At 63.7% G+C, this 15,202-nt stretch carries 12 protein-coding genes; 8 read left to right on the forward strand and 4 right to left on the reverse strand.

The window, feature by feature from the left end; genetic code table 11:
- Positions 1-166: 166 nt before the first annotated feature.
- From HS961_RS20855 to HS961_RS20870, 4 genes are all read left to right on the forward strand, one after another.
- Complete coding sequence (locus HS961_RS20855; protein ID WP_182325317.1) at positions 167-595, forward strand: response regulator transcription factor; 429 nt, start codon at positions 167-169, stop codon at positions 593-595.
- A complete protein-coding gene (locus tag HS961_RS20860; RefSeq protein ID WP_182325319.1) occupies positions 592-5,682 on the forward strand; it encodes an AAA family ATPase in 5,091 nt (1,696 codons plus the stop codon). The genes HS961_RS20855 and HS961_RS20860 overlap by 4 nt, the downstream gene beginning before the upstream one ends.
- Positions 5,679-7,136: an ATP-binding protein gene (locus tag HS961_RS20865; protein WP_182325321.1), complete on the forward strand. Its 1,458-nt coding sequence runs from the start codon at positions 5,679-5,681 to the stop codon at positions 7,134-7,136. The genes HS961_RS20860 and HS961_RS20865 overlap by 4 nt, the downstream gene beginning before the upstream one ends.
- Before the next feature lie 120 nt (positions 7,137-7,256).
- Positions 7,257-8,252 (forward strand): alpha/beta fold hydrolase, encoded by a 996-nt coding sequence (locus tag HS961_RS20870; protein WP_202883131.1) that lies wholly within the window; start codon positions 7,257-7,259, stop codon positions 8,250-8,252.
- A 71-nt stretch (positions 8,253-8,323) separates the two neighbouring features.
- Here HS961_RS20870 and HS961_RS20875 read toward each other — a convergent pair whose 3' ends face one another.
- Positions 8,324-8,971, reverse strand: a complete 648-nt coding sequence (locus HS961_RS20875) for a response regulator transcription factor (protein WP_182325325.1) — start codon at positions 8,969-8,971, stop codon at positions 8,324-8,326.
- A 3-nt stretch (positions 8,972-8,974) separates the two neighbouring features.
- Positions 8,975-9,166: a hypothetical protein gene (locus HS961_RS20880; RefSeq protein WP_182325327.1), complete on the reverse strand. Its 192-nt coding sequence runs from the start codon at positions 9,164-9,166 to the stop codon at positions 8,975-8,977.
- A 22-nt stretch (positions 9,167-9,188) separates the two neighbouring features.
- On the opposite strand from HS961_RS20880, the gene HS961_RS20885 reads away from it, so the two are divergent.
- Complete coding sequence (locus tag HS961_RS20885) at positions 9,189-10,298, forward strand: porin (protein ID WP_238347688.1); 1,110 nt, start codon at positions 9,189-9,191, stop codon at positions 10,296-10,298.
- Between the two features lie 29 nt (positions 10,299-10,327).
- Positions 10,328-10,948, forward strand: coding sequence for an isochorismatase family protein (locus tag HS961_RS20890; protein WP_182325329.1), 621 nt, complete (start codon positions 10,328-10,330; stop codon positions 10,946-10,948).
- A 1-nt stretch (position 10,949) separates the two neighbouring features.
- Here HS961_RS20890 and mutY read toward each other — a convergent pair whose 3' ends face one another.
- Together mutY and mutM are read right to left on the reverse strand one after the other, a co-directional pair.
- The gene (gene mutY, locus HS961_RS20895; RefSeq protein WP_238347689.1) at positions 10,950-11,987 is read right to left on the reverse strand and encodes an A/G-specific adenine glycosylase; all 1,038 of its coding nucleotides are present in this window, start codon (positions 11,985-11,987) and stop codon (positions 10,950-10,952) included.
- Positions 11,988-12,055: 68 nt separating this feature from the next.
- A complete protein-coding gene (gene mutM, locus HS961_RS20900) occupies positions 12,056-12,868 on the reverse strand; it encodes a bifunctional DNA-formamidopyrimidine glycosylase/DNA-(apurinic or apyrimidinic site) lyase (RefSeq protein WP_182325333.1) in 813 nt (270 codons plus the stop codon).
- A gap of 45 nt (positions 12,869-12,913) precedes the next feature.
- On the opposite strand from mutM, the gene HS961_RS20905 reads away from it, so the two are divergent.
- Both HS961_RS20905 and HS961_RS20910 read left to right on the forward strand, forming a co-directional pair.
- Entirely contained in the window at positions 12,914-14,689 is a 1,776-nt protein-coding gene (locus HS961_RS20905) for a tetratricopeptide repeat protein (protein WP_182325335.1), read from the forward strand.
- Entirely contained in the window at positions 14,686-15,189 is a 504-nt protein-coding gene (locus tag HS961_RS20910) for a lipoprotein insertase outer membrane protein LolB (RefSeq protein ID WP_182325337.1), read from the forward strand. The genes HS961_RS20905 and HS961_RS20910 overlap by 4 nt, the downstream gene beginning before the upstream one ends.
- Positions 15,190-15,202: the final 13 nt, after the last annotated feature.

The following is a 15,202-nucleotide window of genomic DNA, read 5'->3' on the forward strand; positions in this document are numbered from 1 at the left end:
GGCGTCTTTTGCAGTCAATAGCGCGCTATTGACAAGAAAGACAACACAGCGGATCGCCCGAGCCCGCGTTCAGACCCCGGCAGGGAGTTTTGCCGAGGGTCCTTTAGTTCCCCAACCTATACCAAAGTGCAATCTCCGCAGCAGGTGCTTCTTGTATGCTCTATTGATGACAGAAGAATTGGGGACGACAGGCCCAGCCGGCCTGCACCAGCCATTGATCGGTATCGTGGATGACGATGCATCCGTTCGTATGGCGCTGGCCAACTGGCTGCGCTCCATCGGTATCTCCAGCCATACCTTCGCTTCGGGTGAGGAATTGCTGCGCAGCCCAGTGCTGGCGCAGTTGTGCTGTTTGATCCTGGACCAGCGCATGCCGGGCATGACAGGCCTGGAGGTGATGCGTGCGCTTGAGTTGGCAGGCCAGCGCATTCCCACCATCATGGTCTCCGCCCACGACGACCAGGAAACCCAGTTGCGAGCCGACACTGCCGGAGCCTTTGCTTTCGTTCCCAAGCCTTTTGCAGACTTCACCCTGATGGAACGGGTACACGATGCCCTGGATCGCTGTCAGGAACACCATCGCCGCACACCATGATCCGCAGGGCTCTGCCAGCAGCGCAGCAGGATGACGGGGAAGCGCTGCGCGCTGACCAGCTGGATATTCGGCCTGGGGAGCAGCTCGAGCGCCTGAGCCTCAGCGGTGACGGACAACTCTACCGGCTTCATCGCGCGAGCGGCAACCTGCTGCTGACTGTCTCGGATCCCGGCAGTCCGCTGCTGGAAGCCACCCAGCGCCGAGACCATGCCTACGCGATGCGCGCTGCTGTGCCTCAGGCCTGTTGCGCGGTACCGCTGCACCCTCTGCTGCTGCAAGGCCGCCCTGCTCTGCTGCACACCGATCCGGGCGGCCGCCCCCTGCAGTTGACCTCGGGCCTGCCGGTGCCCCTGCGGCAATGCCTGGTGCTCGCCACGGCCATTGCGCAGGCACTGGCGCAGTTGCACGCCTGCCGCGTGGTCCACCAGGATCTGCGCCCCCAGCATCTGTTGGTCGGCGACGGCGGCTCGGTGTTTCTGATCGGATTCATGCGGGCCAGCAAGGAAGCACGCCATGCGGTCGCCGCCACCGAACCCGCCGCCCCTGCAGAGGCATGGCCCTATCTGTCCCCAGAACAAACGGGGCGCATACAACGCAGCATGGATGCGCGCAGTGACCTCTATGCGTTGGGCGTCATCCTCTACCAGATGGCCTGCGGCCATTTGCCTTTTGAGGCCCAGGACGCCAGCGAATGGGCCCATTGCCATCTGGCGCGCAGCCCCGTGCCGCCTTCCATTCGCCACCCCGGCGTGCCCGCCCTGCTGTCCGAACTTATTCTCAAGCTGCTGGCCAAAGCTGCTGAAGACCGCTACCAGACAGCAACCGGCCTTGTGTACGATCTGCAGCGCATGGCATGGGGCTTGGAGCACAGCGGGCAAATGCCTGCGATGGCCTTGGGCACACAGGATCTCTCTGACCGCCTCGTCCTGCCAGAGCAGCTCTTCGGCCGCACAGCAACGCTGAACCTGCTGCGGCAACAGGTCCAGAGCGTCGGCACCCATGGTCGCAGCGCTTGTGTCCTCTTGTCAGGCTATGCAGGGGTTGGCAAGACGGCCTTGGTCGCGGAGCTGCGTGCCAGCCTGCCCCAGCCACTCATGTTTGCCAGTGGCAAGTTCGAGGTGCGCAAAGACGACATCCCCTACGCCACAGTAGCTCAGGCGCTGCGACAACTCGTGACGCAGTTGCTGAGCCTGGATCCCAAGGCGCTGGCCACCTGGCGGCAACGCCTTGCACAGGCACTGGGTGCGCATGGGCAGGTGGTCGTCAACCTGGTGCCCGCGCTGGCGCATATCATCGGACCGCAACCTGCCCTCAAAGAGGTGGCTGCCACCGAAAACGCCTTGCGCTTTCAGATGGCCGTGCAGCAGTTTTTGTCGGTGTTCTGCAGCGAGGGGCACCCGCTGGTGTTTTTCCTAGACGATATCCATTGGATCGATCCTGCCTCTCTCGACCTTTTCTCATCGTTGCTGAACGCCCCGGGGCTGCGCCATGTGCTGTTTGTCGGCGCCTACCGCTCCAACGAAGTGGCAGACAATCCCGCGCTTGTCGCCCAGCTCGCGCAGTGGCGCGATGCCAATGCAGCGATGACCGTTATCGAGCTGCAACCTCTTTCGTTGCAAGATCTGGAAAATCTGCTCAACAGCAGCCTGGCAGGGCGCAACAGCCCCAGCAACCCCTTGACCGAGCTGGCCCAACTGCTATGGGCCAAGACCCAGGGCAACCCCCTGTTCTGCAAGCAACTGCTGACCGAGATGGCCGACCAGCGCCTGCTGGCTTTTGACCACGACCAGCAGCTATGGCGATGGGACCATGCGGCCATCGATGCGCTGGACTACAGCCTCAATGTGGCCGAGCTGGTCGCCCACAAGATGGCTCGCCTGGAGGCCGGCAGTGTCCGGCTTCTCACGGTGCTCGCCAGCCTTGGCGCGCGCGCCACCGTAGCCACCCTGACCGCCGTTGCCGAGATGTCGCCAGCGCAGATCCAGCAAGCCCTCGTCTCTGCACAGGAGATGGGGCTGGTTGCCGCCGATGGGCAGGGCTATCGCTTCATGCATGACAAGATTCAGGAGGCGGCCTATGCCATGCTGCCTGAATCCGAGCGCGCCAGCATGCACCTGGGCATCGCCCGCAGGCTGCTGGCCGGCCATGCGCCGGCGCACAACAGCTGGGAATCCCAGCACTTTGATACCGTCAACCAGTTCCTGCGCGGCGACATGCTGGTGACCGAGGATGCCGAGCGCATGCAGGTGGCCAGCCTCTACCTGCAAGCTGCCCGCAGTGCCATGGCCGACAACGCCTACCTGGCGGCCTTGCAGTACCTGGCGCGTGCGCAGTCACTGCTGCCCGCCAATGCATGGCAGGTTGACGCGCAACTGTGCTTTGAGCTCGCCCGCACGCATGCGGAGTGCGAGTTCTATGCGGGCGATCCCGAGGCTGCCGATCGCAGATTGCGCCACCTGTCCCCCAAGATCACGCACACCTTGGAGCGGGCAAGCCTGGCATCCTTGCAAATCACGGTCTGCCTGGCACTCGACGACAGTGCCAGAGCAATCAGCACCTGCCTGGCCTTCTTGTCTTTGTGTGGCATGTCCTGGCCTGCACATCCCAGCCGCCAAGAAGTGCTGCGGGAATACCAAGCGCTGCGTGCAGCGCTGGACCAGCGAACCGTGGCCTCCCTGGCGGAACTGCCCGCCATGGCCCACCCCCTGCACCGCGCCACCATGGATGTGCTGGCGGCGGTGCTGCCTCCGGCCTTTTTCAGTGATGAGAACCTGGTCTGCCTAGTGCTGTGCCGCATGGCCAATCTCAGCATCGAATCGGGCAATACCAATGCCTCCCCGCTGGCTTACGCCTACCTGGGCATGGTGCTGGGCCCCTGCTTTGACGACTACCCCACGGCCTTGGCGTTTGGTCGACTGGGCTACGCGGTGATAGAGCGCGGCGAACACACGCGCTACCGCGCCAGGGTGTACATGTGCTTCGCCTACCACGTGCTGCCCTGGACGCGCGACATGCAGGAAACCCCTCCTCTGCTGCGCAAGGCCTTTGCCATCACCCGCGAGACCGGCGACATCACCTACTCGGGCTTCAGCTCTTGCACGCTGGTCACCAGCATGCTGTTCTCCGGAGATGCCCTGGACCTGATCGATGCCGAGGGCGGGCAACGCCTGCAGCTGATGGAGACGGCGCGCTTTGGCTTGATTGTGGATATCATGACGGCGCAGCTGCGCCTCGTAGCCATGTTGCAAGGTCGCAGCCACCGGTTTGGTTCCTTGGATGACAGCGGTTTTGACGAAGCCGCGTTCGAGCTACACCTCAGTACCAACCGCAGCCTCGACATCGCTGCCTGCTGGTACTGGATTCGCAAAGGCCAGGCGCGTTTTCTGGCCGGACGCGTGGCCGAAGCGCTGCAGGCCATGGACCATGCCGAGCCACTGCTGTGGACCTCCAAAGGGCACCTCGAGTTTGCCGAGTACCACCTGTGGAGCGGTCTCATCCATGCCGCGGCTTGCCAAGGTGTATCTGGTGCCGCACGCGCGCCCCATCGCAGCAAGCTGGAGCAGCACCGGGCCCAACATGCCATCTGGGCCCAAAGCAGCCCGGCCAATTTTGCCTGCCGGCTGGCCCTGCTGGAGGCAGAAGCAGCCCGACTGGATGGCGACGAGCACAGTGCCATGCAGCACTATGACGACAGTGCCACCTGGGCACGCCAGGCCAGCATGGCCCACATCGAGGCATTGGCGCTGGGTCTGTCAGCACAATTTCATGCGCAACAAGGCCGCCAGACCATGGCCCTGGCACTGCGCGCATCGGCACGTGAGCGTTGGCTGAGCCTGGGTGCGCACGGCATGGCACTGCATCTGCAAAATCAGCATGCCGGGCTGTTGCCAAGCGCGGAGCAGGCCCGCACCGCAGTGTCTGAACGGCCGCTGCGCTCGATGGATGTGGAGACGCTGGTACGCATCTCGCAGGCACTGGCCGCAGAGAAAGGCCTGAGCCAGCTGGTGCAGACGCTGATGACCATGACGCTGGAATACGCCGCTGCAGACCGCGCTGTGTTGGTGCTACCCCATGGCGACCAACTGCGCATACAGGCCCAAGCCAAAGCCGAGCACGGCACGGTCGGATTCAACCAGCAGCAGGTCCCCGCCAGTGGCGAGCTGCTGCCGCTGTCCGTGCTGCATTACTGCTTGCGCACCCACAGCCATGTCCTGATCGAGGACGCGCGGGACCCCGGGCCTTTTGCCTCCGACCTTTATCTTGCCCAGGCGCGCGCACGCTCAGTGCTATGCCTGCCGCTGATGCGACGCGCTGAACCGCTGGGGATTCTGTACCTGGAGAACTCGCTCACCGGCCATGTGTTCAATGCAGACCGCGTGGCCTTGCTCACCTTGATTGCCTCGATGGCCGCCACCAGCATGGAGAATGCCTCACTGGGTGAGAAAGAGTCCTTGCTGCAGGAGGTCCACCACCGCGTCAAGAACAACCTGCAGCTCATCAGCAGCTTGCTCAGCTTGCAGGCACACCGTATACCGGAACCCGCAGTGGCCGAGCTTTTTGCGGAGAGCCGCAACCGGGTGCGCTCCATGGCCTTGGTACACGAGAACCTGTACCGTGCGGGCAACTTCGCCAGAGTACCCATGGACCAGCACCTGGAAAAACTCTGCGCCCAGTTGGGCCATGTCTACGCGCTCGACGCAAGCCGGGTGCGCCTGCATGTACAGGTGGACGACATTGAGCTCAGCCTCAGCCAGGCTGTTTCCTGCGGCCTGATTGTCAATGAGCTGGTTTCCAATGCGCTCAAGCACGCTTTCCCAGACGGCAGCAGCGGAACCATCCACGTGCGCATGCAGCCCCTGCCCAACCAGCATTACCGCCTGACTGTGGCCGACAGCGGCATCGGGCTGCCCAGCAACATCGGGCCCGAGAGTGCGGAGACCTTGGGGCTGCAGTTGGTTGCCGACCTCAGCCACCAGCTGCGAGGCCGCCTGCGGGTGGTACGTGAGGCCGGCACCTTGTTTTGCATTGAATTCCGCATGGATGCAGGGCTTCCCAGCCCGGCACCAGCCACCGAAAGTTGGACATGACTCCCGCGCGCATCCTGATTGTGGAAGACGATTTTGTCGTGGCCAGAGACTTGCGCAACCAACTCTCGCGCCTGGGCTACCAGATAGCAGGCAGCACCGCGCTGGGGGAAGAAGCCGCGGAGCTGGCTCGCAACAACCGCGCCGATCTGGTACTGGCAGACATCCGATTGGAGGGAAAGATGGATGGCACCACGGCGGCCAGAGAAGTTCGCCAGCTGTGCGACATCCCCGTCGTCTTTCTGACCGCCTATGCCGACGATGACACCTTGCAGCGCGCCAGCATGGCGGACCCGCAAGGCTATGTGCTCAAGCCCTTTGACGAATCCCAGCTCCGCACCGCCATCGAGATTGCCTTGTACAAGCACGCTTTTGATCGCCAACTGCGGGCCAGCGAAAACCGCTATGCGGCGACCTTGGCCAGCATCGGGGATGCTGTCATCTCGATTGGCAGTGATGGGCGCATCAGCTATATGAACCCCAAGGCCGAGCAGTTGACAGGCATAAGCGCCGAGCAGGCTATGGGCCAAACGCTGGCCCAGGTGTACCACGTCAGCGAGGATGAAACCGGCTGGTCTCTGGGCACCAACGCCAACCTGGTTTTGACCGATGCCCATGGCAAGGAGACCCCCATCGAGCAATCGGCATCGCCGATCATCGATGCCCGAGGCCAACTCTCCGGCACGGTGCTGGTATTCCGCGACCTGTCGCTGCGCCTGGCCATGGAAAACGCGCTCCGCGAGGCCCATGCCGAGTTGGCGCGCTCCGCAGGCATGCTGACCATGGCCGAATTTGCCGCCTGTGTGGCGCATGAGATCAGCCAGCCGCTGGCTGCGATCGTCACCAATGCCAGCGCGGGGCTGAACTGGATACGCAGACCGCAGCCCGAGCTGCAGGAGGTCGAGCAGGTGCTGGGCAGCATCCATAACGAGGGCACGCGTGCGGCCAGCGTGGTGCGGGGCCTGCATGCCATCGCCCGCAAGTCAGGCCCGGAGTTGGCCCCGATCGAACTGCTGGGCGCCGTCAAGGAAGTCGCCATCTTGATCCAGGAGGAACTCAAGCGCCATCAGGTGCGCATACAGCTGGGGCCTTTTGCGCAGAATGCCCCCGTGATGGCAGACCGCATCCAGCTCAATCAAGTGCTGATGAATCTGCTGCGCAATGGCATGGAAGCCATCGCCGAGTCTGCGCAAACCCAGCGCCTTCTCTCGGTCACCAGCGCTGTGGAGCCATCGGGCATGCTCTGCATCAGCGTCGCCGATTCAGGCCCCGGCGTGGAGCAAGACCATGCCGAGCGTTTATTTGAAGCCTTCTTCACGACCAAGAAAAAGGGCATGGGCATGGGGCTGGCCATCTGCAAATCGATTGTCGAAGCCCACCATGGGCGTATTTGGGCGCATCCCAACCTACCGCAAGGCACGGTGATTTCCTTCACGCTGCCAATGGCCCAGACCTGACCCTTAAGAGGTAGCTGCGCCGCGCCTCTGCGGGGGAGGTGCAGTGCGGAGCGAATCATTAGCATGGACCATGCGTTGGCCTGAACGCCTCAGTTCGGGACAGCGCATTGAAAGTCTTTCATGCAAAACGATACCACTCCAATCCCAGCGCCTGAGGACGCGACACGCCGACGACTGATCGTCACCGGTCTGGGCTTGGCCGCTGCCACGGGCTTCCCGCTCGCGGCATGGGCCACGCCCTCCCGGCACAGCGCTGCCACGCCCAGTACCCCTCTCAACCCGAAAGCTGACACCATGAACTACCTCACCACCCAAGACGGCACCCAGATTTTCTTCAAGGACTGGGGCACCGGTCAGCCGCTCGTGTTCTCGCACGGCTGGCCCCTGAGCTCCGATGACTGGGAAGGCCAGATGCTGTACTTCGTGCAGCGCGGCTTCCGCGTCATCGCGCATGACCGCCGTGGCCATGGCCGCTCCAGCCAGACGTCGGTAGGCCATGACATGGACCACTACGCCGACGACTTGGCCGCCCTCACCGCCCATTTGAACCTGAAGGACGCGATCCATATCGGCCACTCAACCGGCGGTGGTGAAGTGGTGCGCTACATTGCCCGCCATGGCAGCTCGCGCGTGGCCAAGGCCGTGCTGATCGGTGCCGTGCCTCCGATGATGCTCAAGGGTTCCGTGAACCCGCAAGGCGTGCCGCTGGAAGTGCTCGATGGCATCCGCTCGTCAGTGGCCAGCAACCGCGCCCAGTTCTTCAAAGAGTTCTCGATGCCGTTCTATGGCTACAACCGCCCCGGCGCCAAGATCTCCGAAGGCATCCGCGAACACTGGTGGATGCAGGGCATGATGGGCTCTATCCAAGCCCATTACGAAGGCATCAAGGCCTTCTCGGAAACCAACTTTACGGACGACCTGAAGAAGGTCACGGTGCCCACCTTGGTGCTGCACGGTGATGACGACCAGATCGTGCCGCTGGCCGGCTCCAGCGAGCAGACCGCCAAGCTGTTGCCCAACGCCAAACTGAAGGTCTACCCCGGCCTGTCGCACGGCATGTGCGTGACCAATGCGGATGTCATCAATCCGGATCTGCTGGCTTTCTTCAAGAGCTGATGACTTGGCCCGCTACGGCGGGCCTTGTGACGCCTCAGGTTCCATGCGCCACCGGTCTTAGTTCTTCGTTCTTAGTTGGGCAGATCGGTGAGCCCGCGGCGGCGCGCAATGGCTGCCGCCTCGGTGCGGGTGCGGGCGCCGAGCTTGGCCAGAATGGCCTTGACATGGGCCTTGACCGTACCAACCGTGATGCCCAATTCATTGCCAATGGTTTTGTTGACCTTGCCTTCAACAATGCCCTCCAACACATCGTTTTCGCGCGTGGTCAGCACCTGGCGGCCCAGGCTTTCGGCCACCCGCAGTGCAGCCGAGCGGTCCAGATGCAGTTGCCCTCGGGACAAGGCGCGCACGCCCATCACCATCTCTTCGACAGCGCATCCGAGCAGCAGGTAGCCGCGCACCCCCAGATCGAGCGCGGTGCGGATCTCGGTCTCGCGGTCCCGGTGGCTGACCACCATCACCTTGGCTACTCGCGCGCTGGACCCATACGGCGCAGAGGACACAGATGCTGAAGAAAACCATTCCAGCGCCGTGTCGTAGTCCGCCACCACCACATCAGCCTGGACGCGCAGCGCGGGGTCATCGGTCGGCAGAATGCTGACCGCAAAGTCGTTCTCGGACATCAGCGTGGCGCGCAGCCCGGCTTGCACCAAAGGGTCTCTGTGGGCAACCGCCACGGCAATAGGCGTCGTGGCCACCGCTGAATTCCAAGCGCTCATGGCTTACTCCTCATTGAAAGTCGCAAGCGTAACAACAAGAGCTGCGAATGAATATTGTTCCTTGGTATAGCTATGGCCAGGGCCAAACCGATGAAAACCCCAGCCGCTGCTGCGCTGCTGGCTCCCTCCAAAGAGGGACTGGCCCTTGGTCTTTGGCAGGATGCGCTGCAGCGCCAGCCTCTCTACAGTCAGCATTCATCCTGCACCACAACGACCCATGCGCTTTTCTCCTCATGCCGGCAGCACCCGCAGCCGCCTGCCACTGGCCCCGCCGATGGCACTGCTCAGCCTCTGCCTGCCCTTGCTGGCCAGCGCCCAATCCAGCTCCAACATCAGCATCTACGGCATTGCCGACCTGGGTGTGCGCTACAGCACGGGCCTCAGTGCATCACAGGCACCCAGCCATGGACGTATGACCAGCCTGGTCTCAGGCGCCAACAGCACCAGCCGCTTTGGCCTGCGCGGCAGCGAGGACCTGGGCGGCGGCATGCAGGCGATCTTTAATATGGAAGGTGGACGTGCGCTGGACACCGGCTCGCAAATCAGCGCTACCCAGGTTTTCGACCGCGCCTCCTACGTCGGCATCAGCGGCCCACTGGGCAGCCTGACCCTGGGCCGCCAGGTCAACACCGTGGCCGAGGCGATTGCACCGGTCGAGCCGATGGGCATGCGCATGGCCTCGCTCAACCCCAATATTGCCAATACCGCCCTGGGGGCGCACGGCCTGGGCGCAGAGTACGGCGCCTCGGGCTCCACCAATGCCGCCTTCCGGGTGGACAATGCGCTCAAATACAGCATCAGCCGCCAGGGTCTGACCTTGCGCGCGATGTACAGCTTCAGCGAATCGGCCAACGAGGCCAAGCACATGGGCTCGGCCGGTGCCGGGCTGGCTTACTCAGCCAAGGGCTTGGAGCTGAGCGCCGCGTTCCACCAACTGCGCACGGCAGACAACCGCAAGCTCAATGCGGCCACGGTGGGCGCCGCCTACCGATGGAGCGCCTGGCGCATCGCCGGCAACCTGGGCCGCACCGAAGCGGCTCAGGCGGACGCGGCCAAGACCGTCAATTCGATCCAGGGCCTGGGCGCCAGCTGGAACCTCAACCCCTCGGTCAGCCTGACCGCCGCGCTCTACCACCTGCAGCGCAAACGCAGCGGTCTGCAAGACGATGGCTTTGCACGCGCCGTGTTCTTTGCCGAGTACCTGCTGTCCAAACGCAGCCAGCTCTATGCCGAGTTCGACCACACCCGCTGGCGCCACGGCTACCAGGGCGCCGGCAATGACAGCGTGGGCCGGGGCTTCACGCTCGGCCTCAAGCACAGTTTCTGATTTTCCCGACCTCCCAAGAAAGCCCGACCATGACCGCCTCCAAAGCACTGCTGACGCCGGACAACTGCGCACTGGTTCTCATCGACCAACAAGCCGGCCTGGCCTTCGGCGTCCAGTCCATCAGCCAACAAACGATGCTGAACAATGCGGTGGCGCTGGCACGCACTGCCGTCGCCTTCGACCTGCCGGTGGTCATCAGCACCTCGGCCACCAAGGTCTACAGCGGCCCGCTGATGCCTGCGCTGCGCAATGTGCTGCCCCAGCACGAGATCCTGGACCGCCGCAACATGAATGTGTTCGAGGATGCCGCCGTGGACGCCGCCATCCTGGCCACGGGGCGCAAGAAGCTGCTGTTCTCGGGCATGTTCACCGAGGCATGCATCAGCTTTGCCGCACTCAGCGCACAAGAATCGGGCTATGAAAGCCTGGTGGTCACCGATGCCTGCGGTGGCCTGAGCGAGAACGGCCACGAGATGGCGCTGCGCCGCATGCAAGGCCATGGCGTGCAGATGACCAGCTGGCTGCAGGTCTTGCTGGAGCTGCAGCGCGACTGGACCCGCAAGAGCACCTACGATGCCGCCCGCGCCATTGTGGAAAGCAATGGCGACGGTTATGGCATCGGCTTGAACTACGCGCGCGACATGCTGTAACTCAAAACCCGCGCTGCAGCAGGCTGCGAACCGGTGCGGGCAGGCCCACATCGGGCCACTGCGCAGGCAGCACCCACTGTCCCGCTTGCGCCGGTACAAAATCGGCAGGCACCGGCACCCGCACCGGGTGCAGATGCAAATCCTTGTGGGTGAGCACATGCAAAAAGGCGGTGCCATGCTCGGGCGCCGAGGTGGTGCCGTACTGGGCGGACTGCGCCAGCAGCGCATCCTCGCTGTCCAGCACCGGCATGCAGAATAAGCCCGCCCAGATGCCGGGCGCCGGTCGCTTTTCCAGCCAGATGGCGCCATCGGGACGTTGCCAGCACAGCAGCCACCAGCTGGCTGCGCTGCGTTTGAGCTTTTTGGTTTTGACGGGATAGCGCTCGGGCTGGCCCTGGCGGTGGGCGACGCAATCGCTGTGTACCGGGCAGAGCAGGCAGCTGGGCTTTTTGGCGGTGCAGATGGTGGCGCCCATGTCCATCATGCCCTGGGTGTAGCGCGGCATATTGCGCGCCAGGTCGGTGGTAGGCAGCAGGTTCTCTGCCAACAGCCACAGCTTTTTCTCAGCGGCGCTGCTGGCCAGGTCATCGCCAAAGCCCAGCACGCGGGTGAGCACCCGCTTGACATTCGCATCCAGAATGGCAGCGCGCTGCGCAAAGCAGAACGAGGCAATCGCGCCTGCGGTGGAGCGGCCAATGCCGGGCAAGGACGAGAGCTCTTCGACCGTGTGCGGGAACGCACCGCCAAAGCGCTCCATCACTTCCTTGGCGCAGCGGTGCAGGTTGCGGGCGCGGCTGTAGTAGCCCAGGCCGCTCCACAGGGCCATGACGTCCTCATCGCTGGCCGCCGCCAGGTCGGCCACCGTGGGGCAGCGCTGCAAAAACCGCTCGTAGTAGCCCAGCACGGTGCTGACCTGGGTTTGCTGCAGCATGATCTCGGAGAGCCAGACGCGGTAGGCATCCTGGGTGTTCTGCCAGGGCAGATGGTGTCGTCCGTGGACTGTCTGCCAGGCGACGATATGTTCGGAAAATCGGCTCACTGTCGCTGTTCTCGGGGGGGTAGTTATGGGTTGGCTGGGCGGCGCTTGGGCTGCCCGCTTGCCTGCTTTTATTTTTGGCAGCGCTTGCAGTAATAAGTACTGCGCTGGCCTTGCTTCATCACCTGCACCGGCTGGCCGCATTGCTGACAGGGCTCTCCGGCCCGGCCGTAGACGCTGGCCTGCGCCTGGAAAGCACCGGCATAGCCATCGACCTGCACAAAATCACGCAAGGTGCTGCCACCCAGCGCAATGGAGCGGGTCAGCACTTCGACAATCGCCGCATGCAGGCGGCGGGCCTGGGGCCGCGTGGTCTGGTTGGCGGGTTTGGTCGGTGCGATACCGGCCAAAAAAAGCACCTCGCTGGCGTAGATATTGCCCACGCCCACGACCACCTGGCCTCCCAGCAGCAACTGCTTGATGGGCGTGCGCGTTTTTTGCAAGCCGGCCCAGAGGTGCTCAAAACTGAAGCCGCTCTCCAGTGGCTCCACGCCCAGGTTGGCAAACAGCTTGGCCGCCATGCCGGAGTAGGCATCGGGCGACCAGACCACCGCGCCGAAGCGGCGCGGGTCATGCAGGCGCAGCAGATGCTGGTCGGTGAACAGGTCGAAATGGTCATGCGGGCCGGCCGGCGCATCCAGCTGGCTGACCTGCAGACTGCCCGACATGCCCAGGTGGATCAGCACCACACCCTGGTCCAGCACCAGCACAATGTATTTGCCCCGGCGCTGCACCTCGGTGATGCTGCGGCCCGCCAAGGCGGCGGCTTCGATGCCCAGCGGCCAGCGCAAAGGCTTTCCCATGCGTACCGACGCGATGCGCGCGCCTTGCAGCGGCGCAATCAATCCTCGCCGCGTGACTTCCACTTCTGGTAACTCTGGCACTTTCTTCCTTCTGCAAGGCCCTTGGGCATCGTTTATTATGGGCCGATGACGCAAAAACTTCGTTTACTGGCTTATTTTCTGGCCTCCGGCCTGATGGCGCCTGCCTTTGCGGCGCCTGCCCAAGCACCGCAGCAGGGCACTGCCCAGCGGCAGCTGGCATTGGCGGTGGCCGAGCGGGCCGATGATGCCAGGGTCGAGCTGGATGCGGAGCTTTTTTACGAGCTGCTGTTGGGCGAGATGTATGCCTACCGCGGTGATGCGGCGACCAGTGTGGAACTGCTGCTCGATGCCGCCCGCCGATCTGGCGATGAGAAGGTCTACCAGCGCACGGCGCAGCTCGCGCTGCTCTCGCGCTCGGGCACACGCGCCACCCAGGTGGCCGAGGCCTGGAAAAGCGCTTTCCCCCAATCACGCGCAGCCAGCCGCTATTTGCTGCAGGTGATGCTGTCCACCAACCAGGGCGAGGAAACCGGTCCGCTGCTCAAGCAGGAAATCGCGCTGGCCAAGCCCGATGAAAAGCTGGAATGGATTCGCGCTATCCCCAGCATTTACCGCCGGCTCAGCGACCAGGCGCTGGCCGCCCGCATCGTGCGCGAGGCGCTGACCCCCGAGTTGGAAAACCCCGCCACCGGCCCCGACGCCTGGGCGGCCATTGGCCGCATGGAACTGTCGGCAGGCCAACAGGCAGCCGCGCTGGAGGCCGCGCGCAAATCGCTGCACCTCAACGCCGACAATGAAAGCGCTGCCCGTCTGGCCGCCGATCTGGTCAGTGCCGGCGTGCCCGGTGCTGAGTCGCTGGTGGTGGATTTTCTGGACAAATCGAAAAGCGGCGAAGCCCACTTGGCTTATGCCCGCAGCCTGATGAATGCCGAGCGCTTTGCCGAGGCCAAAACCCAGCTGGAGAATGCCACCCGCCTGAGCCCGGATTCTGCCGATGCCTGGATGTTGAAGGCAGCGCTGGAAGCGCAGCTCAAGCAGTACACCGAGGCCGATGTCTCCCTGCTCAAGCTCGACACCTTGATCGACAAATTCCCCTCGGCCGTTCTGCAGCGCGAAGTGCGCATCCAAAGCCTGATGCTGCGCGAGCAAATGGCTGAAGCCCAGCAAAAATGGGCCGAGGCCGACCGCTGGGCCGATGAAATCGCCAAGGCCGGCAACCCCGCGCTGGCGACCCTGCGCAAAGCCTCCGTCCAGATGCAGCAAGGCAACTACGACGCCTCTGCCGCCTTGCTGGAACAGTTGCCCGAAGGCAATGCCGGCGAAGCGCGCGCCAAGCTGGCCGCCCAGGTGCAGTTGCAAAAAACCGCCAAGAACTATGCCAAGGCTCTGGAGCTGCAAACCCGCATGGTCGAGCTGCTGCCCCAGGACCCCGATGCGTTGTATGAGCAAGCCATGCTGGCCGAGCGCCTGAACAACATGGACCTGGCTGAGACACAGCTGCGCAAGCTGATCGCGCTGCAGCCCGATTTCCACCATGCGTACAACGCGCTGGGCTATTCGCTGGCCGATCGTGGCCTCAAGCTTGACGAGGCCAAGACCTTGATCGAGAAAGCGCTCAGCATGGCGCCGGGCGACCCCTTCATCACCGACAGCCTGGGCTGGGTGGAGTTCAAGCTCGGCAACCTGGACCGCGCCGCGCAACTGCTGGAGCAGGCCTACACCAAACAACCGGATGCCGAGATCGGCGCCCACCTGGCCGAGGTTTGGTTGAAGCAGGGCAAGAGCCAGCCCGCCCAAGACTTGCTACGCACCGTGCACAAGGAAGCGCCCAACAACGACATGGTCAACAAGACCATGGAACGCCTGGGAATCAAGCCATGAGTCTGCAGCGCAGGCAGATCTGCCTGGCCATTGCCGGCGCCGGGCTGCTGGTGCTGGCGGGCTGCAGCACGGCGGCACGCCAGCTGGAGGCAGCGCCGGGCCAGTCGTACTGGTCGGGTCGCATGTCGGTGCAGGTGCAGCACAGCACGCCGCAAAACACCAGTGGCAGTTTTGAGCTGTCGGGCAACCGCGATGCCGGTGAACTGGTGTTGCTCAACCCCTTGGGCAATATCGTCGCGCGGGTGCAGTGGTCGCCTGGCCAGGCCAGCGCGCAGCAAGGCACGCAAACCCGCCAAGCCAGCTCCCTCGACGAACTGACCCAAGACCTGCTGGGCACCAGCCTGCCGATTGCCGCGCTGTTTGATTGGTTGCAGGGCAAGCCCACAGTCGCCGCTGGCTGGCAGGCCGATCTGGACGGCCGCAGCGAAGGCCGAATCCTGGCGCGCCGCACTGATCCGCTGCCCGAGGCGAGCCTGCGCATCGTTCTTGATGCGACATGATTTTTTTGTGAGA

The organism is Comamonas piscis, from assembly GCF_014109725.1.
Taxonomy (GTDB): Bacteria; Pseudomonadota; Gammaproteobacteria; order Burkholderiales; family Burkholderiaceae_C; genus Comamonas; species Comamonas piscis.